Raw genomic sequence first — 24,797 nt, forward strand, 5'->3', positions numbered from 1 at the left:
GAAAGATACAAGCATACATAACTTCTTGCTAAGCCAAGTCAGCTATTGCATCACTTTCCCAATATGTTTCATAAAGCACTCAAAGTTTCTTGAATAACTTCTTAATCACTTCCACCACGCGCATCTGCTCTTCCTCCGTCAAGCTCGATCCAGAAGGCAAGCAAATACCTTGGGTAAAGAGCCGTTCAGATACACTTTCCCCTTCTACATGAGGATAGTAGAGGCAATCAGCAAACAAAGGCTGTAGATGCAAGGGCTTCCAGACAGGTCGCGACTCAATATTCTCTTCTGCCAAAGCTTCTATAACATCAACAGGTTTGAGGCCGCATTCATTCTCATCAATAGTTAAGGCCGTCAGCCAACGGTTAGAACGACCATTGGATAGCTCAGGCATAAAGGTAACACCAGGCAGATCGCCAAGGGCTTGTACATAGCGGGCAAATATGGCTCGTCTGGCTTGAACGCGATCATTGAGCACTTCCAACTGTCCTCGACCGATAGCAGCGAGAATGTTGCTCATGCGGTAGTTGTAACCCATTTCGCTATGTTGATAATGTAAGGCCGGATCGCGGGCTTGGGTGGCCCAATGACGCGCTTTTTCCAAAGCTTCTCGATCTTCAGAAACAAGCATGCCGCCGCCGGAGGTTGTGATGATCTTGTTGCCGTTAAATGAAAAAATGCCAAAGCGTCCAAAGGTGCCACTTGCTTTACCTTGGTAGGTGGCACCTAGTGATTCGGCAGCATCTTCGATTATTGGCACATTATAGCGATTGCAGATCGCCAATATTGGTTCCATCTGCGCACTTTGTCCATAGAGGTTGACGACAATCACAGCTTTTGGAAGCTGGCCTTTTTGTTCGGCATGAGTAAAAGCACGCTCTAAAGCTTGGGGCGACATGTTCCAGCTTTCCTCGTCTGAATCAATGAATACGGGTCTGGCTCCTTGGTAGAGAACAGGATTGGCTGTGGCCACAAAAGTAAGGGTTGAGCAAAAAACGATGTCGCCTGTTCCAACACCGAGAAGACGCAGTGCCAGATGAATGGCGGCTGTGCCGGAGCTTAGAGCTAGTGCTCTGTAGGTGGAGTTAGCACATAGAGGCTCGGTATTGTAGTTTGAATTAGATTCTTTTGATTTTATATAGTTACATTCGCATGCATTTATGTACTCGGATAGTTCTTTTTCAAAAGCATCAACATGTGGACCGAGCGGGGCGATCCAGTTCGATGTGAAAGCTTCGGTCATCAGTTTCTGTTCTGCTTCACCCATGTGTGGTGGTGAAAGGTAGATGCGTTTTTGGGTAATCATAAACAGTTCTCCTATTTGTACGTTTGCACTGAATATTTTTCTAATCAAATCCACAGTTAAAACCATTGCCAGTTCAATCTTCGAAATTTAGTATCTTAATTGAATATATATTCCAAGTTCATTTTCTTAACCATTCTTTTTAATGACTTTCGCTGGGACACCAACAGCCGTGACTTGTTCAGGTACTTCCTTGGTTACAACAGCACCCGCTCCTATGATGGACCATTTTCCAACTGATAGTGCTGGCAGAACAGTACTATTTGTCCCTAAATCGCAACCTTTCTGAATATAAGCCCCTCCTGAAAGGTTGACCGAGGGAGCTATGGTTGCATAATCATCTATGACTACATCATGACCGATGGTTACATTCTTATTGATAATCACATGTTTACCTATTTTTATATCTGTTGAAATCATTGAACCAGCACAAACAATCGTCCCTTCTTGGATATCGACACGATTGCCCACCCAAGCACGTGGATGAATTAAAGTAGCAAAGCGTTGGTGGTTGATATCTTTCAGCTTTTCAATAACGTTTTTCTTTATCCTAGGTGAACCTATAGCAATAACTACATCTGCTTCTGAGTGTCTTTGGAGCCAATCGAGCTTACCTAGGACAGGGTAGCCATGAATCTCTTGACTCTGTAGTGCTTCCCCTTCGTCTAAAAAGCCGATAAAATTCCATGACTTTTTGTCTTCTTGAATATCTTCATATACTTGATGAACTTCACGACCAAATCCGCCGGCCCCAAAAATAATGAGGTCCCTCATTGATTTAGCTCCTTCGTGCCCTTAAATTCCGGCATGGTGACATGCCCCTCAGCACTAACACCCTCACTTTTTAACACCTTTAAAAACGTTAGAAATAAGATCTTAAGGTCAAGAAAAAAAGAGCGATTATCGACATACCATACGTCTAGTTTAAATCGTTCTTCCCAACTTATTGTATTGCGCCCATTGATCTGAGCCCAGCCAGTTATTCCTGGTCTCACTTCATGTCTTCTTGCTTGCTCTGGTGTATAACGTTCTAGATAGGCCATTCGTAAAGGTCGTGGCCCCACCAAACTCAGTTCTCCCTTGACCACATTAATTAGCTGTGGCAATTCATCAAGACTGTATTTGCGCAGAAAGCGTCCAAATGGCGTTAGTCGAACATTATCAGGAAGAAGATTGCCATGCTCATCCCGCTCGTCAGTCATGGTGCGGAATTTGTTTATGTAGAAAGGTTTGCCGTGCAAGCCGGGGCGTTTTTGTTTAAATAAGACAGGGGAGCCTAGTTTGATTCTAACGAGCAAAGCTACAATGAGCAGTAGGGGCGATAAGATGAGTAACCCTAGTGCGGCTGAAAGGAAGTCGAAGAGTCGCTTCAATGTGATAAGCTCCTTCCTTGGCTTCTCTTTAAGGTTGCTTCACAACCTGTATAGTTTTTTAACCCTCATGCTAGTGTAAAGATTATCGCAGTAGTTTTTTTGTTTCCTTTTTAATGATTTACCGCAAAAACACAGCATTCATTTATCCTAAAAACTACTTGTTTTCATTTACAACTTTTTGAAATATCTTTTCTAACTTATCCGCCATATCATCACGACTGAATTGAGATTCTGCAAGTTTACGTGCATTGTTACCCATTGCTTTTCTATTCTCAACATCAAGATTTACAATTGATTCAATAGCATCAGCCAGCGCTTGTGGATTTTCTTTCTCAACTGAGTATCCAATTTTATTTTTTTCGACTAAATTACCAACCCAACCACCCATGTTAGTGATTACAGGAGTGCCTGCGGAAAGAGCATCAAAAAATTTGTTTGGAGAGTTTGTACTGAGAATCGGGAGGCCTTTAAAAAGAACTAAAGAGCTTATGGCTCGATGGTATAAGGCAGCTACATCTTGTTTGCTAACGTGGCCAAGAAAAAGCACATTTTTAAGGTTTTTTCCCCTTGTCATTTCTTCCAGTTTTGGCTTTTGCCTTCCCTCACCGGCGAGTACAAGTGTAACTGGTACTTTTTTCTTTTGTAAGATTTCCGCAGCTTCAATCATTAGATCTGGAGCATTTGCATCACTAATGGCACCACAATAGGCCACGATTGCTGTATCAGGTAGTTGATATTTTTTCAATCGATCTTGTAGGTCTTTTTGTGGGTCAAAAATTTTTAAGTCACAGCAATTTGGTATCATTGTTACTTTTTCTTTTGAAATACCTGTATCTATTACACCTTGTGACATACCTGGAGAAAGAGCTACAACGTGTTTAGCATAATTATATGTGTACTGCTCAAACCATTTTAACATCTTAATCATAAAGGGATTCTTAATGGCTCCAACTTGAATAGGAACTTCTGGCCATAAATCTCGTACTTCAAACACCAGAGGGACGTTGTGAAGTTTGGCAAGGCGAATTCCTGGTAAGGCTACTGTTAAAGGTGTAGATGTAGCAAAAACGAGCTCGAAGTCTTCTACTTTCTTGCCTGCTATTAAAGCTTCTCTGGCAAAGCGTAAGAAGCTTTTCATGCGTCCACCGTGGCTCATGTAGTTGGAATAGTCTGTGTCTAAATAAATGACTTGAATGCCATCGATGTCTTTGGTTGTTGATTTGCCTTGCGGTGAGTTACTATCAAAAGATCGCATTCCTGTGATCATCGTGACTTTATGGCCTTTTTGGACGAGTCTTCTGGCAAATTCGTAGGAACGAGTGCCACCACCTCGTTCTGGGGTGTTGAAGTATTGGTGAATGTAGAGAATGTGCATATAATGCTCCTCGAAATTAATTTATTGATTATAACCTTTTCTTCTCCCTAATGCTTCATTCCATCGCTTAATGTATTTTTCCATTTGCCTCTCAACATTGAAATTATTTTCAATTTGATGATGCGCTTCTTTTATTACGTTTTTATACTTTTCTTGATTAGCATAAAAATCAATTATTATTTCTGACGCTTTTTTTATATCACTTGAATTAACAACAAATCCATGAAGACCATTTACGAGCAGTTCATCAATACCTTCGCTGTGAGTAGTAACACATAAGCATTGGCAAAGCATGGCCTCTTTGACTACATTTGGTAACCTTTCAGATGCGTGTTTTGTCATAAATAAAAATACTTCAGCATTAATTAACTCATCAAAAACTTCTTTATGCGCTACGTGTCCTTTAAATACTACAGATTCTTTTACATTTAATTCTTCAGCTAATTTTTCAAGATTTTCTCTTTCAGGACCATCTCCTAAAATTGTAAGAGTTGCAGAAGGAAATTTTTTCTTTGCTTCAGAAAAAACTTTTACTACATCATCCATACCTTTACTCTGAATTAATCTTCCAGCTGTAACAATACTAAACTTTTTTTTGTTTATTAACTTACCTGTATTTAGAATGCTGTTTACGTTTATTCCTCGATGTACTACGGATACTTCTTTTTCAGATATTTTTTTTTCTAAAGTAACTAAATTGCTAAAACTGTGCGTAAAAATAACGTCTGCTTTAGATGCCACGTAGTTGCTACAATCGTAATTTCTAAGTAGGTCATAGGCACCTAAAAAAATCGATACCACTGTGTTAGGACAGTGTTTTTGAACGAGATATCCTACAAGTGAGGGATAGTGCCCCCAGAATAGATGAACTATATCAGGTTTTTCTTTGTTTATCTCATTAAATATATCTATAACTCTAGGTAAAAGAATTAAGCTTTTTATAAACTCTTTTGGATTTTTCACTAATAATGAAATAAGCCAAAATAAAAATTGTAAGAGCATAACAGGATTCTTTAATCCAGTTATTACTCCTTTTGCATAAGAAACAATAGAGTTATGAGTAAGCTTTATTGTTTCGAGTCCCCGTTCTTTTAACATGACATCTGCCGTAGGGTGTATGGGCCTTAGAGAATGCACAGTAACGTCGTGTTCTTTTTGTAATAGCATCTTAATATCGCTCGCAGCAAATGTTTCGGATGGGGCTGGAAACTGCATTGTAATATAATGTATTTTCATTGGTAATCCCTTTTATTTTTTATAATTTTATGCAATAACAATCTCACATTTTTTTTGTGTATTAAGCTGTTTTTTTAGCCCCGGAAAAGAGTAGCAGTGAACATATAAATGATAAAACTATTGTTTCAAATCTTAGTTGAAAAAAATTTTGACTAAATACATTGTAAGTCAGCAGCATTATAAATTGACTAAGTAACAGTGCTCTTTCATACCCTTTATTTTTTTTAAAAATATTAATTAAACAAAAATATAAGAAGAAAGCGAACAAAGCAATAAATAAAAAACCATATTCATATAATAATCTTAAATAACCGTTATGAGAAGATCTCCCAGTGTCATGAAGAAAAGAGTCATGACCCTTTCCAATTATCAACTGAAAAAACGAAGACGTATTTATGTTTTGAAGTCCTGCTGACCATATTTCGATTCTTCCACTACCACTCTCAATTCCTCTAAGTCTGATAATATTTGATTCAAGATAACTGAATATATTGTTATTTAATTCATAAGAGGAAACAATTATTATTAATACTACAAAACTTATAAATATAGTTAAACCAGACAAGACTTTTTTATTTTTATTCTTATTTATTTCAATACCTTTTTTTACTAAGTAAAAAGTGGATAGCCCGCATAGAAAAGTGAAAATTGCACCTTTACTTCCAGACCAGAACAACCCAATAGTAATTAATAAAATAAACAACAAATACCTTGCTTTGGTTTTTACGTTTTCTTTATTAATTAGATATAAATATATAGCAAAAAGATTTGTCAACGCCAAAAATATGCCAAATCGATTTGGATTTCCGAACCAACTACTGACTCTGGGGTATAATGGATCGTAACTTAGTGAAAAACTACCTAGCGATATTTCTCCAATAAAAAAAACATAAAAAACTATAAAAACTGCAAGCACCCCAATATATACTATTGATTGTGCAATCATCTCTACATATTTTTTTTTGTCTATATTAAAGTATGTTTTTATTAAAAAGAAATTAAAAACCAGTGATAAATTCATAGCTATAATTACTAAAATGCTATTCCATTGATTTGTATCAAGAAAAGCGACTAAAAAAGGATAACTAATTATTAATAAATAAAACCAAAGGAAATGCCTGTTGATACTAACAGACTTTCTCTGCATAAACGTAATAAAAGTTAATACTAAAAATAAGAAAAAGCTAAGTAAAATGCCTTCTTTATAAAATTGGGAACCTAGCCCATAACCTGTGCCTGAGTTTGGCACATAGGATATCAAGAAAATATAAATAAATATGTATAAAGTTACGAAAAACTGAAGCAAGCTACTACGTTTCAACTTCATAATAATCCTCTTTGCATTTTGTGGAATTTGAAAAACTATTTTAAATAAATTTTATTTAGAATATCTTCAGCTCTCTTAAACCAAGTATATTTTTCTATTAAGATCTTTTGAGCTTCTGTACCTAGAGCACTTCTCAAATCTTCATTGCAAATTAATTTATGTAATGCTTCTACCCATTCGTCTGTATTTTCCGGATCACAAAGCAGGGCATTCTTTTCATGTATCAATACTTCCTGTAATACGGGTAGGTTAGAGCAGATTATTGGTTTCCCGGATGACATATATTCAAATATTTTTAACGGAGACATCCACTTGCTAGTATCTACTTTTCCGCCATGAACAGCCACTTTTTTTTGATAAGGTGCTAATAAAATATCAAACGAGTTACGTAATATTTCCGTTTTCGAATGTTCAATAAAGCCGTAGAAAATGACATTTTTCTGACCTTTAAATATTTTTTTCCAATAATCAATGTCTTTGTCCATTCCTCCCACTAAATGAAAAATACAATCGTCGAATCTTTTTGAAAGTTCTAATATAACTTCTAAACCGCGACCAGGATACATATGACCGATGTAGCCAATATTAATTTTGAAATTATCTAAATTACTTTGAACAACTGTTTCATTGAAATCTGCTCCATCATGAGCAACGATTACTTTTTGGGGTTTTAACTGTGTATATTCTTTTAAATACTCCTTCTTAAGGGCATTAGATATAGTTACTAGGAAAGAAAAATTATCTGTACTAAACAAGTATCTCTGTATTAAACTTTGTATATGTGAGTTTAGTGGAGAGTGTACTTCTAAAACAAACTTTTTGTTGAGTTTAGCCGTTGCCATGAGTGCGTATAAATTGCGACCATATATTATATCAACTTTCTTATTTTCTTTAACCCATTTATACATTTTCAGCGATAAATGCAATATAGCCCCAGGGATATTTAGTCGTTCAAATCGAACTAACTCAAAACAAGGTTCTACACCATATTTTTCAAATGCATCTTCTACAGTACCTCCACCATTCCAAGCCAATAATGTTACTTCATAACCATGCTTAGCAAAAGCTTGACACATTTTCATTACGTGAACTGAGTTGGCTGCCTTTGAGGGTATTGTAGAAGCAGATAGATAAACAATTTTTTTCATATTTACACCTTATACAGATTAATTTCATTATAACAATTCTATTTTTCTCTAAATTATCACAGTTTAACTTTCTTCAACCAATCCCAATTCTCTTTCGTCCATTTCACAGTTCGCTCAATGCCTTCTTCTAGAGATACTTGAGGCTCCCAATCTAGCAGTGCTTTAGCTTTGCTGATATCTGCCCAGGTAGCTGTGATGTCTGCTTTGTGAAAGGGTTTGTGTTCATATTGCGATTTTTGAGCACTGTAGTTTTCGATGTATTCGATCATCTTCGAGAGCTTGTCAGGGTTGTTGTTACCCAAATTGATCACTTCAAAACCTAAGGGATTCAGTGCTTTGATAGTGCCACGAGCAATGTCGTCAACATAGGTAAAGTCTCTGCTTTGACTGCCATCACCGAAGATTTCTAGTGACTTTCCTTCTAAGGTCCACTTGATAAATCGAAAGACGCTCATATCAGGTCTACCCGCGGGACCGTAGACAGTAAAGTAACGAACGATGGAGATATCTAAGCCGTATAGGTAATGATAGCTGTAGGACATGGCTTCGGCTGCTTTTTTAGAAGCTGCGTAAGGTGAGATAGGTGTATTTACAGGTAGTTCTTCTGTAAAAGGCATTTTTTGTCCGGCGTATAAAGAAGAGGTGGAGGCCAAGATGACTTTTTGTATTTCATATTTACGGCAAAATTCTAGGATATTAAGATGGCCGTTGGCATTGGTGGTCATATAAATATGGGGGTTTTCCATGCTGTAGCGAACACCGGCGCGAGCAGCTAGGTTCATGACGGCGTCAATTTTGTGGTTTTGAAAGACTCGATCGAGATCTTCTAGGTTTTCGATATCGATTGGGTAAAAGGTAAAGCTGTCTTTTTTTGTTTCTAATTGAGCTAAGCGCCAGTTTTTGATTCGTACATCGTAGTAGTCATTGAGATTGTCGATTCCGACGACGTGATAGCCTTGGTCGATCAGCATTTCTGTGACTTTACTGCCGATAAAACCAGCTACGCCTGTTACTAGAATAGTCTTCAACTTCTATAACCTCCAGTAAGAAAAGCCAGCTTCTTCGGCTGTTTCTTTGTTGTATAAGCCTTTTACATCGATTAAGACGGGTGAGCCGTTTGATGCTTTTCTCAGCCAGGCTAAGCCTTTTTCTTGAAACTCTTTATGCTTGACAGCGATGATCACAGCGTCATAGGACTTTTCTTTTTCTATGTCTGTTAACAGTTCGATGTTGTATTCTTCCTTCGCTTCTTCATGATCGACCAAAGGATCGAAGACAAAAGCGTTGATACCATACTCTTGAAGTTCTTCATAAATATCGATGACTTTGGTGTTGCGAATATCTCTTACGTTTTCTTTAAATGTCAATCCAAGAATTAAGACGCGAGCACCTTTGACTTGTTTTTCAGCATTGATTAATCGCTTGACGGTCTGTTCTGCTATGTACTTGCCCATCTGATCGTTGATGCGACGTCCTGATAAAATGACTTGGGGATGGTAACCAATCGATTCAGCTTTGAAAGTTAAGTAGTAAGGATCGACGCCAATACAATGACCACCGACGAGGCCTGGTTCAAAGCGTAAGAAGTTCCATTTGGTACCGGCGGCTTCTAAGACGGCGCGGGTGTCGATGTTCATTTCATTAAAGATTAAGGCCAGCTCGTTCATTAAAGCGATGTTGAGATCGCGTTGAATGTTCTCAATGACTTTGGCAGCTTCGGCTGTTTTAATGCTTGGAGCGACATGAATACCTGCTGTAATTACAGTACCGTAGATGGAAGCTAAGAGTTCTGAGGTTTCCTGATCTTCCCCCGCAACAACTTTGACGATCTTCGGAAGTGCATGCTCACGATCACCTGGGTTAATTCTCTCTGGTGAATAGCCTACTTTGAAGTCTTGTCCCCACTTTAGGCCAGAATGCTTTTCTAAGATAGGCACGCAGATTTCTTCCGTTACACCGGGATAGACTGTTGATTCGTAGACAACGATGGAGCCGGGTGTTAGGTTACGACCAATCATTTCACTGGCTTTCTGTACTGGTGTTAAGTCGGGCATGTTGTGTTCGTTGATAGGCGTAGGTACTGTTGCAATGATTAGTTTGGCTTCTTTGAGCTTTTCAGCCTCTGTGGTGTAGTCTATTTGTGTATTGGCTAATTCGACTGTTGTGACCTCATCAGTACGATCATGATTGATTTGCAACTCATTCACTCTTTGGGCACTGATATCAAGACCGATGACCTTGAAATGGTGAGATAAATGGACGGCTAGGGGTAGACCTACGTAACCTAGGCCAACTATTGCAATTTTATTTTTTTTGTTTTTAAAGTCCAGTAATGTGAGTTGCATGGAGGGTTCCTCCCTTGTGTAATGAATGCCTTTAATTTTTCTCCGCTTGTAATCATAAACTAAGATGACTATTAATGCTGATAACTTATAGAAGCCGCCAGGCACGCTAATGCAACGTTCATATAGTTATAATTGCGTATTAGCTCGCCTTAAACATGGCTACATACTTGATACTTATAGTAATCTACAAAAACATAGTCAGGGCTAACTATAAAAATCATAAAGTGGTTCTTTGAATTTGAGTGCTTATAAAAATCTTGAAAAAAACTTTTCACTTTTGGCCATTTTTCATCGGTAGGCGCAAAATGAATAAACCAAGCTAGGATAATGTTTAGAAAAAAACTGAGCATGAAACAATTAAGATGGCCACTTATTGACATGTAAGTTAGTTCATTCAATTCGTAGTGTTCAATTGTTAATGGTAAAACAAAAGATCGAGAGACAGCTAAAGCAATGATAACCACTTTTCTTTAAGCTTCTTTCCATACCTGTGCAAGCTCTTTTATAATGATTCTAGCAACTTCGGTCTTCTTCGCGTTGTTCATCTTCAACCTTCAAGTTAATCTCTAAAGAAGTTAGCACCAATAGTGCATCAGCATAATTTCCTTTTCTCTGCTGATGACGCTCCCAAATTGAATCCATATCGATCCAATCTACAGTACCTCTTTTTTTCAAGTCTTGAATGTTATCATAAACGATTTCTTTTAAGTCAAGACGACTTCGCAATCCTCCATCAAAGTCAATGTAATTAAGCATTGGATTACGATCCAGGGAACTTCCCGGTAAGAAACGTCTAGCGGCAGCACGTGCTCGAAGGTCTACACGCCTGATAAGTCTCTGCCACTGTGGAGCATCAAGAGGCAGACCTATATTGGTCTTTGTAGGCAAAGAGAATAATTTAGGAAAAGCGGTTTTTAGAATTTCTTTGTATAACCATTGGTTTTCTCGATATTTTCGCGGTACATTTAAGATGAAGCTGACCCATTCAGGATGCAAAAAAGGCGTTTGATAATTATATCCTGACGGAAGAACGATTTTTTTAATGCAGGCGTGCTGTCGGACTGCAAAGTCTAGTTGTTCATCGTAGCTTATAATATCTTGATTCATTAATGGCTTCTCTGGTAAAAAGCTTTCCGGAGTAATTCCTTCTGGTAACACGTTAAGTGATCTCGTCCAGCGATTTCTCTTGCAAAAGTATTGCTTAGCTTCATCCCAGGTTTTACTCTTTTCTTTAGGCAGATGAGCTCCTGTCAATGCCTCGCCCATGTATCCACTCCAATAGGTAGCATCTTTTCCAAATTGATTTACAAGTAATCTATTATAAAAAGCATCGAGTAGATAGGTCCAAGATCCGCCATGCTTTATAACGTTGATTAAATCACCTTGATTGATTTTTATTTGTGTAAGATCCACTTTCTCGTGAGGAACTCCCATTTCTTTTGCTACGTAATGACCTATTTCATAATCTAATGCACCAGGTGTGCCGAAGCTTACAGTAACGATTTGATCTTTTAGACCTGCTTCAAGTAAACATCCTAATATTGCACGTGAGTCAAGGCCGCCGCTTAAGGGGAGTACGTGGGTACTGTTGGTGGGAAGGTTTTGGTATGGTGCTTTTAGGGCATTGATTCCTTGTTGGATTAAGGCCTTTTCGTTATTATTATCTGTTATATCTGCTATGTATTTTTTATCTTTAATGTTATTTTCATTAAGAAACAAGAAATTTTTAAGTTCATGGCTTTTCATGCTATTTGGTAGGTATCCATAATAAAGATAGGACTTTACATTCTCCATCAAATATCTAGCCTCTTTTAATACTATTATATGATTTTAATTTTTTTATTAAACTGTATGTTCTAGGCATGTTCACTACTAAATTTACTACAAGCTTATCTTTTATTGATAAATATGAACTGAGCTCATTAAATTGCTCATTCTTAAAGCCATGTTTATTTTTAAATAAGCAAAAAAAGTTCTTAATACTTTTGCTTTTTTGCCTAATTAATTCTCTCTCATAATGATAATTAGTGTATTTATTAAACTGGTCGTACATTTTTATAATGCCAAAAAGATGTTTTTTTCTCTTATCAAGATTAGCGGCAACTCTTTTAGACCACGCTTCTGCAATTCCTTTTCGATATACCGACATTACTTCATTAACGTAATAAACAGCTCCGTTTGTAGCGCAAATTAACGCGAGTGGATAATCCCCAACAGGCGCTTCTAAATAAAATTGCGGTGGATTGTCCATAAGATGTTTTCTAAACAAGATCGAAGCTGTGGGGCAAAGGCCTCCTCCGCCTAGTATTACTTCTTCTGTTCTTAGTTTAGTATTTTTATTTCTTGGGCTATGTATTTTATCAGGCCTTGATCCATCCTCATAAACAATCTCCGCCGCATGAAAACACATCGAACACTCCGGATTCGCTTCCATATAATCAACCTGCTTCTGCAGCTTCAGAGGATCCGTCCAATAATCATCCCCTTCACAAAGAGCTATATACTTTCCTTGTGCTTTTGGGTAAACAAAAGTTGGACTTATTTTTATACCCTTTGAATATTGATTTTCTTTCTGATAAATCGGCTTAATCAAATCCGGGTGTTTTTCTTCATAAGTTCGAATTATCTCTGCTGTTTTATCAGCAGACGCATCATCATGAATTATGATTTCAATCGGAAAGTTGGTCTTTTGCATCAAGAAGCCTTCTATGGCATCTGCAATATATTTTTCATGGTTGTAAGTAATACAACAAATACTTACAAGTGGCTTTTGTTTATTACTTTCTTCAGTACCATTTTTTTGGGTCTCAACAACAGCCATTTAAAAACACGGCCTCCTTCCTCACTTGTGGCTAATTCAAAATATTGTAGTATTATGACAAGAAGCTTTTTTAGTTCAAATCTTTAACTATCTCAATTTAACACCTCAAGGAGAGATTACAGATAAATCATCACTTCATGAATTGCCCCTTTTTACTCTGTAAAATATCTAAACCTTCTACAAAAGCTGATAGGCGTAGTAGGAAGCACAATGTTGGATAAACAATCATGCCAGTGATGACTTGAGCGATGAGCAAGGTAAGCATATTGGGGAACTCTAAGGTTCCTAGAGCGTATACAATCGTTCCCATGAAAAGAGATGCTGCTAAGTAGGGAAATACATCTTTGATCTGCTCTCGTGCATTGTAATCTATTAATTGGCCTGTGTAGTAGCTGTTTATAAAATAGCCTACCATGGATGTGACCACTTGGCCGTATATCATAGCCATGATTCCCCAACGATAGGTTATAAAAATAGTGACTACGACAAGTACTTTTTTTATGATCTCTAGCCGTAGAAATAAATCTGAGCGCCCTTTGGCTTTTAATAGATTTAAGTTTATTGTATGTAAAGGGTACGTTAAACCTACTATACATAAGACTTGCAGATAAGGGATGGCAGGGGCCCATTTTTCTGTAAGTAACACTAAAACTAATGGTTCTGCAGTAACAGCTAAACCTATCATCAGCGGAAAGTTGAATAACACTAATGTGGTGAGTCCTTTTTTTATGCCCTTTTTTAAACGTTGCTGGTCGTTTTGGATTTTAGAAAAGGCTGGAAAGGCTACTCTTCCTACAACGCTAGAAAGTGTTTGAGTGGGAATTTCCTCAAGTCTGCGCGCCTGGGTGTAATAACCAAGATCTGTTGCTGAATATACTTTACCAATGGTGATTTGATAAATGTTTTGAAAAACTGTATCTAGTAAGCTTGAGGCAAGTAGGCGTGAACCATAACCAAATAATTCACCTAAGGCCTGAAAACTAAACTCAAATGAGGGTCGCCAGCTATTCAAAAGCCAAAGTAGTGCTGTTCTAAATAAGGTATTGCTAACTGCTTGAATAGCCAAGCTCCAGACGCCAAAACCCATGAAAGCAAGTGTAATTCCTATGATGCCTGATGTAACGCTAGCTAGTAAACTTACTTTCGTTAAAGTCTTAAAATCAAGCTTTTTTGTGATTATGTTTGTCTGAATTATTCCGAAAGAGCCAATAATTAAATTCAGCGCCATGAATTGAGTTAGTAAAACTAATTCCGGTTGATTATAAAAGGATGCAATATAAGGTGCCGAGAGCCATAATACGGCTGCCCCAAGAAGCCCTAAGGCAATGTTAAAATAGAAAGTCGATGAATAATGGATTCTTGTTGTGTCTTGTTTCTGTATTAAAGCAGAACCAAAACCACTATCTACAAAAGTTTGTCCAACAGCAATAAATACAGCAAGCATGGCGATTAAGCCGAAGTGCTCTGGGAGCAATTGACGTGCTAGTACGATATAGATACCTAGGTGAATTATTTGTGCTCCAAATTTTTCTATGGCACTCCAGATTAGGCCGTTTATGGTTTGTGATTTTAGGTCTGACGTTGGACTCACCTCTGATTGGAAGTCTTTGAAACATATGTGCTTGTTTTTCGTTAGAAAAGTGACTTTTTTTTATTTACTATAACTGGTTGTCGTACTTATGAATTTTTAAATCTCTTCACATACCATTTATGATTCGAAGAGTCTTTTCCTATGTAAATAGTATTCTCTAATTGGTTATTATCGACAAGCTCATATAGTATTTTTCCAGCTTGCTTATTGTCAACCTCGTCCATTGCTGAATATACATCTACTAATTGAAAAACATGTTTAGGGGGTATTTCATTTGCTTTACTAATCAATTGTTCTTTTATTTTGTTTTCTTTCATAGTAAATACCTTTCAATCAGAATTATTTATAATTTTTTCCATGTTTCAATGAAATCTTCTTTTAAGCACATTAAGTTAAAAATCTTGAAGTGCCATTTTTAAATCCGAATAGATTCATAGTTCACCAAGGCCTCACTTCTATAGCCAACGACATAAACGGATTTTTTCCCACCGAGCTGCTTCACGTATTTAGTCAATGACATCTCTTAATGAGCTATCCCACAACTTCAAATATTCGATAAGTGATAAAAAAGTAATTCACTTTAGGTTAAAGGCCATCACTTGAAGTTAATCAGCGCCTCGATAGCCACAGGATGGTGAACAAAGTAGCGTTCTACGTGATTAAAGGCTTTAAGATTGCGAAAAGTAATATTTTCTATCTCTCAACGCACACAAGGGATTCGTGCTCTGATTTTCTAGGCTTACGCATTTCTTAATCATAAATGATGTTATCCCCACCGCCAACTTGCTGGGTCACGACAATAGAATGATAATACTCCGTGCTACCATTTTTTCTCAAGTCACCATATTGGTTATTTAACTCGGTTCTATTTTGGCTAATGATAAATTTCCAAAATATTCATAATCGTCTTGGAGGCGCATTTTCATTGAGACTTCCTTAGTAATCTTTTTTGCAATGAAGTTTAAATTACTAATATTTCCTCCAGGAAAATTATAGATGTTTGCTCCAATCTATTTGTTGAAGAGCAATCTGACGCTCTTCTGTTGGTTTTTCTCTCTTACCAATTGCCCTACACGGACTACCTATATAAACTGTCCAAGGTTCTAAATCTCTCTTGACTAAGCTATTAACTCCAACAACTGCACCTTCACCTATCTTCACACCTGGCATAATTGTGCAATTAGCACCGATATATGCATCATCTTCAATTTCAATATCACCATAGTCAGTTTCTTGGCAACCTTCTGGTAAATGTTCTACTGTGTAATACCCATGAATTTTATATGTTGAGGTAAGTAATTTAGTTCCAGGTCCTAAAAAAACACGATCACCTATTCTAGTCTTTGCGCCACCTTCAATTAGAACATTCCAAGTTAATGTTGAATATTTGCCAATTTTAAGGCTCTTTCCAGCATCGATAAACACATAATCAAAAATCTGACAATGATTATCTAGCTCTGCATTTTGCGCACGAATCATTTTACACAAAGGGTATAACCGAACTCCCTCTCCACAAAACTTTAACTTGTCCTTAAAATTGTTACCCATAAACTCCAAGCCTTCCAATTCATAAATTCCTTTATTCATTGTTTGTTTTTCTCCTTTATTATTCATCTAATTATTCAATTTTTCATTAATATACTTAGCAAGCGAGTTAATTGTATTTAATTTTTCAACATCTTCTTCCGGAAAGGTTATTCCGAATTTTTCTTCAAGTTCAAACAATACATTAAATGTCTCTAGCGAATCAATTCCTAATTTTTTGAGCTCAGTATCTAAATTTTCTTCTTTAATTTCTAAATTACCTACAACTTCAGTTATTACGTCAATCACTTCTTCATGAATTTTTGACATTTTTATTACTCCTTTTTTCTCTTTTCAATCACACAGCTACCCCAGGATAACCCTAAACCAAATCCACTCATAAGAATTCTATTAATTGGCTTTGTTATTGACTGCTCTAAAATTAAAGGTATGGAAGATGAAACTGTGTTTCCATGCTTATTAAGTTCAATTGGAACTTTCTCCTTATCTAGCTTGAGTCTTCTAATTAGGGTATCAATTATATATTTGCTACCTTGATGAAATAAAATTAAATCTATATCATCTAATTTCATGTCAATTTCCTTTAACAAATTATTAACTTGTAAAGGGACAACTGTTGCTGAGAAGTTAAAAACTGCTCTACCATCCATTTCCAAAACACCATTATTGTTATGAAGAGCACCGCTACCTTTTCCATTTGTTGCGAAAAGAAACTTTCTGGGAAACCAACTGTTTTTCGAATTTGTTAGTAGAGTCACTGTAGCAGCGTCACCAAATAGTAAAGATGTATTTTTATCATCTTCATCTATAATTTTAGAATAAGGGTCAGCTGTAAACAGTAAGCCCTTATTCATGCCGTTCGCTTCCATAAATGATTTTATTATGGAAAGAGAATAGACATATCCAGAACAGCCTAGAGAGATATCAAAACATGCGCATGATTCTTTTCCCTTAAGTTTACTATGTACTATTGAAGATGTGTGTGGTATGCCATTATTGTCAGGATTTTGTGTACACACAATTAAACACTCTACATCTTCAATATTAATATCAACTTTTGTCGTAAGATGTCTAAAAGCTTCAACACACATATCGGAAGTGTCTTCATTTATAGATTTTCTTGTTACTTGTTCAACACCTATTTTATCTTTAATAAAGTTATCATCGATTTCGAATTTATCTTTTTTATCATAGTTAGATATATAATAATTAGGTACGTATATTCCAACGTTTTCAATTCCTATCATACTTACACCTCCAAAGAAAAATGTATATTAGACACATCACCCCAGTTCAAAACGCTTTGCTCTTTATAGTTTACAGCCAAAGCATGAACCTTATCATAAATAAACACTTAGGTTTTTTTCAAGCAATGTCATATATATCCTCCACGTCGCAAGCATTGTCAAAATATGGACAGGAAGTATGATTGATACATCTTCTGAAATCTTTTCTTTTTATTTCTTGAGCATTCATATTTAACGTATGAGAAACTATACCTGATGGCGGATACTTATACACACATTATTTTCAGATTGCTCGTACTCATTCAAAGAATATGGAATATCCACTTATAGAAAATTTTCACCTATGTTATACAAACTGTGATTTATACCTACTTGGTTTAGTTGTTAAGTCATGCAATTGCAAATGTATGATGGCATAAATACATGTTCTGGTTTAAGTTCTTGTGATAAACATAAAAAAGCTGATCTTGCAGCTTGAAATTTATAGGCTTGCTAATGAATCTCTTTTCTTTTTGATAGCTCGAGCTTAAAGTAATCGCCTATATCCCTTTCAAACATTATTTCTTTTATCTCACATAGTGAATATCTTTATTCTTCTAAGTAATGCTTTACGCCTTAAGAAAGATCATACTTTAACAGCAGTCTAGCTATATCTTCTTTTGAATTGAACATCATAACATCTATTATAGACAAGTTTTGCACGAACTCGTTTTTAAATTGTTGGTATACAATGTCGTTACTTTTCAAGAAATTTAATTGAATTCCCTGTAAAGCAAAGTCCTGTTTTGAATAAAGTTCTATACCACCTATTGGATTAATATACTGCTCAGCCTTAAGCAATTTGCAGATTTCTATTACTCTTTTTTGACTACGTAGTGCATTATTTTTAGAAATATCAGAAGACAACATAATTTGGGTATCTATATTTAAGTATTTACACACTTCTCGGATTGAAAAGGTCAAATATTTTGATAAATTTCGCTCGTTTTGATTTATTATTTTTATAATTATCGGAAATACATCTTCGAAAAAAGGTGATTTAATATAAGCGCTTTCGATTTTTTTAAGTAATTTATTATTGTAAACATCATTGCCTAATGTTTCAATTTCATTTATACGCTTATTTGGACTAGCTTTATACGTTTGTAAATTTATTAGCTCAGCCTTTCTATTTAGTAATATTTTGTTTCTATTTATCCAGCCACCCTTTATATAATTCACATCATCGTATATTACATACTTGTCTACAGCATTGAGTAATTGCCAATAACCAATATAAGGAAAGAAGTACGGCTGCATTATGGCTACCTTCATTAGTTAATCCTTTCTCCACTTTTTCTACCTATTGATTTATAAGAACTTTAACTTCATAACAAAAGAATCTGCTTTCAACTTCCTGATAGGAAAGTGTTATTTATGCAAAACATTAATAATACTGTTTGCAATGGTGTTTTGACTTTCTAGATTTATACCACAATATATGGGCAAACATAATATCCGAGATACAATATCTCTTGAGTTGAACATATTTGAACTATATGATGTATAAGAAAGCGTATCTAATGACGGATAAAAATATCGCCTTGGAAAAATATTTTCTTCATTTAATCTTCTTTGAACCTCTAGTAGCTTCTCTTCACTTTCGAGCAGTATAGGAAAATAGCTATAATTATTTGAAGAGAATTCACTTCTTTTTTGCAAATCTACTAGACCTTGTAGGTTATCATAGTAATAGTTCCATGCTTTCTCCCGTTCTTCTAGTACGTAATCTATATCATCAAGTACACAAAGGCCCATAGCAGCTTCAAATTCGTTCATTTTGCCGTTAATACCGATATGACTTATTTGTTCCGGTCTCTCTATGCCAAAGTTTATCAACCTTCTAACTCTTTCAGCGATCGTATCGTCTGCTGTAATAATTGCTCCACCTTCAATCGTATGAAAGAGCTTTGTGGCATGAAAGCTTACTGTTGTTATATCGCCCCAGTTGAATACACTTTGATCTTTATATTTTACGGCGAATGCATGAGCACCATCGTAGATTAGTTTCAGGTCTTTTTTTTGAGCTATTTTTTCAATAGCTTCAACAACGCAAGGGTTACCGAAGACATGAACTGGTAGTATTGCTGATACATCTTCTTCTATTGTTTCTTCTATTTTAATTGGATCTATATTCAACGTTTTCGGATCTATATCTGCAAAGAGAGGTTCTAAGCCTTCCCATACTAGTGAACTGGTTGTTGCAACAAAGCTAAAAGGCGTTGTTATGACCTTTCCTTTGATGTCTAATGCTTTATAAGCAACTTGTAAAGCGATTGTTCCATTGGCTACTAGAATCAGATTCTTTACGCCTAAGTATTCTTGTAATCGTTCTTCTAATTCTCTAACTAAAGGCCCTCGATTGGTTAGTTGATTTGATTCGTATATCTTATCTACGTAGGACTTGTATTTATTGATATCTGGTAGATACGTTTTAGTTACGTTAATCATTGGTATTTCTCCAAGTACCATTGTACTGTTTTTTCTATGCCACTTTCGAAGTTTTCGGAAGCAAGCCAATTTAGTTCTCTTTCTATTTTCGTTGCATCAATGGCGTAACGTCGATCGTGTCCTGGTCGGTCTGTTACATAGGTGATTTGGTTTTGATAGCTTTGTCCATCTGCTCTAGGTCTGTGTTTGTCTAAGATTGTGCAGATTTTTTTTGCTATGTAGATGTTCTCTCTTTCATTGCGACCGCCGATGTTATAGGTCTCACCGGCTTTTCCTTGATGGAAAGCTAAGTCTATGCCCAGGCAATGATCTTTCACATAGAGCCAGTCTCGTACATTTTTGCCATCGCCGTAGATAGGGATTGCTTTTCCTTGTATGGCATTACGGATGATGGTTGGTATTAATTTTTCATCGTGTTGCTTCAGGCCATAGTTGTTCGAGCAGTTGGTGATAACTGTGTTTAGACCATAGGTGTGGTAATAGCTTCTGACAAGCATGTCGCTGGCGGCTTTGCTGGCCGAGTAGGGACTGTTGGGCGCGTAAGGTGTTTTTTCTGTGAACAGTCCTGTGTCGCCTAAAGAGCCGTAGACTTCATCAGTTGAAACATGAAGGAATCGGCAGTTTTCGTAGCCTTTTCTGTAGCTGTGCGGTCCTTGCATCCAATGTGTTTTTGCTACATCAAGTAGGGTGAAGGTTCCGTTGATATTGGTTCGAATAAATACTTCTGGTCCTTCAATTGAGTTGTCAACATGGCTTTCTGCTGCAAAGTGAATAATTGCTTGAATATTGTGCTCTGCAAAGAGGTGTTCTATTAGTTCACGATTGCAGATATCGCCTTTTACAAATCTATGGTTCTTATGATTCAGTTCCTCTGTTATATTATCTAAAGTTCCGGCATAGGTGAGCTTATCTACGTTGATGATATAATAATTGTTATATTTATCCAGAAAGTAGGATAGGAAGTTTGAGCCGATGAAACCAGCGCCACCTGTGACTAGTATTGTTTTTTTTGCTTTATTCATTGCTCTCGTGCCACCTCTTGTAGGTATTGGCCGTATCCATTTTTCTTCAATGGTTGTGCCAGTTCTAGAAGTTGTTCTGTTGTAATCCATTTGTTGCGCCAAGCAATTTCTTCAATGCAAGCTATTTTATAGCCTTGTCTGTTTTCTATGGTTTGAACAAATTGAGCCGCTTCTAATAGGCTGTCGTAGGTTCCTGTATCTAGCCAAGCAAAGCCTCGACCGAGTCGCCCTACATGAAGAAGCTCTTTTTCTAAATAAACACGATTTACATCGGTTATTTCTAGTTCTCCTCGAGCTGATGGTTTTACTGTTTTGGCGATTTCGATTACATCGTTATCATAAAAGTAAAGACCCGTAACTGCATAATTGCTCTTCGGGCTCTTGGGTTTCTCTTCTATAGATACAGCTCGATAGCTCTTGTCAAATTCTACAACGCCAAAACGTTCTGGGTCTTTTACTTGATAACCGAATACGGTTGCACCTTTTTCTCGTTGGACCGCTTTTTTTAGCATCGTTGAAAAGCCTTGGCCGTAAAAAATGTTATCTCCTAAGACGAGTGCTACAGAGTTGTTGCCGATAAAGGATTCTCCAATGATAAAGGCCTCTGCTAAACCGTTGGGCTGGGGCTGTTCTGCATAAGAAAAGCTGACTCCTATTTGTTCACCGGTACCGAGTAGTTCTTGAAATTTAGGAAGGTCTTGGGGTGTAGAGATGATTAAGATTTCTCTGATTCCCGCTAGCATGAGGACTGATAGTGGATAGTAAATCATGGGCTTATCGTAGACCGGTAAAAGCTGTTTGGATGTTGTCAGCGTAATGGGGTAAAGTCGTGTACCGCTTCCTCCGGCTAGGATGATGCCTTTTGTGTGCATTACGCTTGGCTCCTTTATGTAATCTTTTTGATGGATTATTTCGTTTTACTATGTAATGTTGGTATTTTTTTAACCTTTAGCTTTTTGTAGCTAAAAAATTCACTTTAGTAGCTCAATACTTAATTGGAACCTTCATCTCAATCCCAGCCAACTACTAAACCACTAAAATCCTTCAAGCAAAACTTATCTAAGATGAATACTCACTTCCTCACCATCATTCAATCACAGACTCCCTATCACAAAACTGGAACCCCTTCACTTTCACCATCCTCTTCATCAAAATCATTCCTAGGATGCACATTACATTGCACCATTTCATTAATATACATAAACTGCCCACCACTAGGACATACCACTTCCCCATCATACTCCTGCAAGAATGCATCAAAAAACATACTACTATGTTCTGCATCTTCCAAGATCATGTAAGCCTCATACAATTCCTGCACTTGCAGGCTATTGTCATTACAAACTTTTGCATTCATTTTTTCAGTAGCTCCAGTTAGCTTCGTAGTTACTACTGTGAGTAATATAGATATGACGGCGATTACTATGATAATTTCAATTAAGCTGAACCCTTTGCTACATTTTATGGGATTCCTACTGCTTGTTGTAGGCATTGTTGAGTCGCCTCCAAGCTTTGTAACTGTTTCTGTAGGCTTGTTGTGGCTTGCTGTTCTTTTTGGGAAAGTATATTACCTTATGAGCTGCCAAAAGCGGTAGCTCATAAGGTAATTTTTTTATTCAGCTATACGGCAAATGCTCCTTTTTTACCGCTCTTTTTTGAACTCCACTCTCCCTCATCAGGTTGTAAAGCTATGACTTTGTCAGGCTTTTTTAGTTCTGCCTTACTTATTGTTGCGGTGGTGCTTTGATGGTGGTAGGTGGGGTTTACGCCTTCTAGCCATTGGATAGCTTCTTGACGGCTCAAATGGTACATGCTTTCTTCTCTCATCTCTAGTAGCTTTTCTATAGGTTCATAAGAACCTTCATAAGCTTTAGCGCATTGAGCGATGCGCATGATGCGGTTGTGCTCTGTTTTTTCTAAGTTTTCGCCGCTGTGGCTTAGTTCTTCGTAGAGTTTCTCACCAGGGCGGATGCCGCTGTATTCGATTTTGATGTCTTTGCCTGGTGTGAGGCCGGAGAGGCGGATCAGGTCTGTTGCTAGATCGGTTATTTTTACGGGTGTGCCCATGTCGAGGACGAAGATTTCGCCGCCTTCAGAAAGAGCGCCCGCTTGGAGAACTAAGGTGACGGCTTCGGGGATGGTCATGAAGTAGCGGATCATTTCAGGGTGGGTGACTGTAACAGGGCCACCTTGAGCGATTTGCTTTTTGAAGATGGGGATGACGGAACCACGACTGCCGAGGACGTTGCCGAAGCGCACTACGGCGAAGCGAGTCTGCGATTCAGATAGAGATTGGGCTTGAGATTGGAATTGGGCTTGGGCTTGAGATTCAGTTATTATGGTATTGCCCTTTTCTTGGCTTGGAGTTAACCCTGTCTGGCTCTTGCCATGGTAAGATTTATTATGCTTTGCATAATGCTGAACGATAATTTCTGCAAAGCGCTTGGAGGCGCCCATGGCGTTAGTTGGGTTGACTGCTTTGTCCGTTGAGATCATGACGAAGCGTTCAACTTTATGTTCTACAGCTAACTGGGCTAAGATCTTGGTGCCCCAGGCGTTGTTTTTTACCGCTTCTTCTGGTTGCTTTTCCATGAGGGGGACGTGTTTGTGAGCGGCGGCGTGGAAGACGACTTCTGGCTGGTGCTCTGCAAAGATTTTGTTGACTGTTTGTTGGTTTTTGATGTCTACAATATAGCTATGAATTATACAGCTTTCTTTATTGTTGGTTTGACTATATTGGTCGTAAGCATGACTGTTCTTACCATAGACTTGGCCATTTGTATCAGAGCTTAGCAAGGAGCGCAGTTCCTGTTCAATATTGTGTATGCTATTTTCACCTTGTCCGATAAGGATAATTTCTTTGGGGTTGACGCGGAGGGCTTGTCTACATAGTTCACTGCCGATTGAGCCGCCGGCGCCGGTGATGAGGACTTTTTTGCCTTTTAGGTAGCCGGCGATCTGGTTAATATCTGTTTTTACAGGTTCGCGGCGCAGGAGGTCTTCTACTTCTACGTTACGCAGGTGGTTGACGCTCACTTTGCCGCTCATTAGTTCGTGGAGAGCGGGGAGAATTTGCAGTCTGGCACCTGTTTTTTTGCATTGCTCTACTATTTCGCGTACTACTGCACCAGGCACGGAAGGCATAGCGATGATGATTTCTTTGATGCCTTCTGATTCTACGATGCTTTCTATTTCCTTCGTCGTGCCGAGGACTTTGAGACCTAAGATGGATTTGCCTTTTTTGATGGGGTCGTCATCGATAAAGCCGATTGGTTTGAGGCTAGAGGGTGCTTGAAAAAGTTCGCGGGCTACCATGACGCCGCCATCGCCTGCGCCGACGATGAGGGTGCGCTGGATGGTGCCGTTTCTGTGGATTTTCTGGCCTGTAATCATTTCGCAGTAGATGCGCCAGCCTAGGCGGCTTGCTCCGATGCCTGCTGTGGTGAAGAACCAAGCCATGATCATGACACTGCGTGGGATTGTGCTGTTGGGGGTGAAGTAATCGACGGCCGCTAGGCCTGTAAAGGCTACGGTGACGGCTTTACCTATTGTCCAGAGGTCGGGGACGCTGGTGTAACGCCAGATGGTGGCGTAGACGCGGAAGGTAACAAAGGAAGTAAGTAGGATAAGGATGCCCCAAGGTAGGAAAAAGCTGATGTTAGTCCATTCTTTAGCCGGTATGACCATTTCAAATCGCAAGAAGTATGCAAAAAGGAGGGCTAAACTGACTATGAATGCATCAACAATCATGACGGTAAGTCGACGAATTGGTTTTTGCATGCTTAATAGTTCCCTCCTTCTGTCTAACGTTTATGTAACTATGATAGCATAGCTATACTGTTTAGGGGTTAGTTTTTATCTATTTTATAGTGATTATCTTATGGTATGAAGTCCACTTTTTTGCTCTATTAGTGAATAATAAACAGTGTATTAGTATTGCTTATTAATTGGTTCGTACCTTTTTTAGCATATTC

Annotated in this window: 22 protein-coding genes; all 22 read right to left on the reverse strand. The window is 37.6% G+C overall.

What is annotated here, in order from left to right:
- Nucleotides 1-79: 79 nt before the first annotated feature.
- Complete coding sequence (locus F9B85_RS03810) at nt 80-1,306, reverse strand: DegT/DnrJ/EryC1/StrS family aminotransferase (RefSeq protein ID WP_151618704.1); 1,227 nt, start codon at nt 1,304-1,306, stop codon at nt 80-82.
- Between the two features lie 126 nt (nt 1,307-1,432).
- On the reverse strand, nt 1,433-2,077 hold the full coding sequence (locus tag F9B85_RS03815) for an acetyltransferase (protein ID WP_151618705.1): 645 nt from the start codon (nt 2,075-2,077) through the stop codon (nt 1,433-1,435).
- Nucleotides 2,074-2,682 (reverse strand): sugar transferase, encoded by a 609-nt coding sequence (locus F9B85_RS03820; protein WP_207707038.1) that lies wholly within the window; start codon nt 2,680-2,682, stop codon nt 2,074-2,076. Before F9B85_RS03820 ends, F9B85_RS03815 begins: the two co-directional genes overlap by 4 nt.
- 148 nt (nt 2,683-2,830) lie before the next feature.
- Complete coding sequence (locus tag F9B85_RS03825) at nt 2,831-4,051, reverse strand: glycosyltransferase family 4 protein (protein WP_151618709.1); 1,221 nt, start codon at nt 4,049-4,051, stop codon at nt 2,831-2,833.
- Between the two features lie 21 nt (nt 4,052-4,072).
- Complete coding sequence (locus F9B85_RS03830) at nt 4,073-5,287, reverse strand: glycosyltransferase (RefSeq protein WP_151618711.1); 1,215 nt, start codon at nt 5,285-5,287, stop codon at nt 4,073-4,075.
- Nucleotides 5,288-5,348: 61 nt separating this feature from the next.
- Complete coding sequence (locus F9B85_RS03835; RefSeq protein WP_151618712.1) at nt 5,349-6,614, reverse strand: O-antigen ligase family protein; 1,266 nt, start codon at nt 6,612-6,614, stop codon at nt 5,349-5,351.
- A gap of 35 nt (nt 6,615-6,649) precedes the next feature.
- A complete protein-coding gene (locus tag F9B85_RS03840) occupies nt 6,650-7,762 on the reverse strand; it encodes a glycosyltransferase family 4 protein (protein WP_151618714.1) in 1,113 nt (370 codons plus the stop codon).
- Between the two features lie 56 nt (nt 7,763-7,818).
- Complete coding sequence (locus tag F9B85_RS03845) at nt 7,819-8,790, reverse strand: SDR family NAD(P)-dependent oxidoreductase (protein WP_151618716.1); 972 nt, start codon at nt 8,788-8,790, stop codon at nt 7,819-7,821.
- A 3-nt stretch (nt 8,791-8,793) separates the two neighbouring features.
- The gene (locus F9B85_RS03850; RefSeq protein ID WP_151618718.1) at nt 8,794-10,107 is read right to left on the reverse strand and encodes a nucleotide sugar dehydrogenase; all 1,314 of its coding nucleotides are present in this window, start codon (nt 10,105-10,107) and stop codon (nt 8,794-8,796) included.
- A 513-nt stretch (nt 10,108-10,620) separates the two neighbouring features.
- Nucleotides 10,621-11,901: an asparagine synthase-related protein gene (locus F9B85_RS03855; RefSeq protein WP_151618720.1), complete on the reverse strand. Its 1,281-nt coding sequence runs from the start codon at nt 11,899-11,901 to the stop codon at nt 10,621-10,623.
- 7 nt (nt 11,902-11,908) lie between these two features.
- The gene (locus F9B85_RS03860; protein ID WP_151618722.1) at nt 11,909-12,928 is read right to left on the reverse strand and encodes a glycosyltransferase family 2 protein; all 1,020 of its coding nucleotides are present in this window, start codon (nt 12,926-12,928) and stop codon (nt 11,909-11,911) included.
- Between the two features lie 130 nt (nt 12,929-13,058).
- The gene (locus F9B85_RS03865) at nt 13,059-14,519 is read right to left on the reverse strand and encodes an MOP flippase family protein (protein ID WP_170270153.1); all 1,461 of its coding nucleotides are present in this window, start codon (nt 14,517-14,519) and stop codon (nt 13,059-13,061) included.
- A gap of 86 nt (nt 14,520-14,605) precedes the next feature.
- Entirely contained in the window at nt 14,606-14,836 is a 231-nt protein-coding gene (locus tag F9B85_RS03870; protein ID WP_151618726.1) for a DUF1413 domain-containing protein, read from the reverse strand.
- A gap of 673 nt (nt 14,837-15,509) precedes the next feature.
- On the reverse strand, nt 15,510-16,106 hold the full coding sequence (locus F9B85_RS03875) for an acyltransferase (RefSeq protein WP_170270155.1): 597 nt from the start codon (nt 16,104-16,106) through the stop codon (nt 15,510-15,512).
- A 27-nt stretch (nt 16,107-16,133) separates the two neighbouring features.
- On the reverse strand, nt 16,134-16,373 hold the full coding sequence (locus F9B85_RS03880) for an acyl carrier protein (protein ID WP_151618729.1): 240 nt from the start codon (nt 16,371-16,373) through the stop codon (nt 16,134-16,136).
- Nucleotides 16,374-16,378: 5 nt separating this feature from the next.
- Entirely contained in the window at nt 16,379-17,311 is a 933-nt protein-coding gene (locus F9B85_RS03885) for a ketoacyl-ACP synthase III (RefSeq protein WP_151618731.1), read from the reverse strand.
- Nucleotides 17,312-17,926: 615 nt separating this feature from the next.
- Nucleotides 17,927-18,625, reverse strand: a complete 699-nt coding sequence (locus tag F9B85_RS03890) for a WbqC family protein (RefSeq protein ID WP_151618733.1) — start codon at nt 18,623-18,625, stop codon at nt 17,927-17,929.
- 96 nt (nt 18,626-18,721) lie between these two features.
- Nucleotides 18,722-19,801: a DegT/DnrJ/EryC1/StrS family aminotransferase gene (locus F9B85_RS14720; protein ID WP_151618734.1), complete on the reverse strand. Its 1,080-nt coding sequence runs from the start codon at nt 19,799-19,801 to the stop codon at nt 18,722-18,724.
- Nucleotides 19,798-20,823 (reverse strand): dTDP-glucose 4,6-dehydratase, encoded by a 1,026-nt coding sequence (gene rfbB, locus F9B85_RS14725; protein ID WP_151618736.1) that lies wholly within the window; start codon nt 20,821-20,823, stop codon nt 19,798-19,800. Before rfbB ends, F9B85_RS14720 begins: the two co-directional genes overlap by 4 nt.
- A complete protein-coding gene (rfbA, locus tag F9B85_RS03905; protein ID WP_151618738.1) occupies nt 20,820-21,695 on the reverse strand; it encodes a glucose-1-phosphate thymidylyltransferase RfbA in 876 nt (291 codons plus the stop codon). Before rfbA ends, rfbB begins: the two co-directional genes overlap by 4 nt.
- Nucleotides 21,696-21,931: 236 nt before the next feature.
- The gene (locus F9B85_RS03910) at nt 21,932-22,315 is read right to left on the reverse strand and encodes a prepilin-type N-terminal cleavage/methylation domain-containing protein (RefSeq protein WP_151618740.1); all 384 of its coding nucleotides are present in this window, start codon (nt 22,313-22,315) and stop codon (nt 21,932-21,934) included.
- Nucleotides 22,316-22,443: 128 nt separating this feature from the next.
- Nucleotides 22,444-24,603 (reverse strand): polysaccharide biosynthesis protein, encoded by a 2,160-nt coding sequence (locus F9B85_RS03915; protein WP_279237710.1) that lies wholly within the window; start codon nt 24,601-24,603, stop codon nt 22,444-22,446.
- Between the last annotated feature and the right edge of the window lie 194 nt (nt 24,604-24,797).

Source organism: Heliorestis acidaminivorans, from assembly GCF_008933955.1.
Classification (GTDB): domain Bacteria; phylum Bacillota; class Desulfitobacteriia; order Heliobacteriales; family Heliobacteriaceae; genus Heliorestis; species Heliorestis acidaminivorans.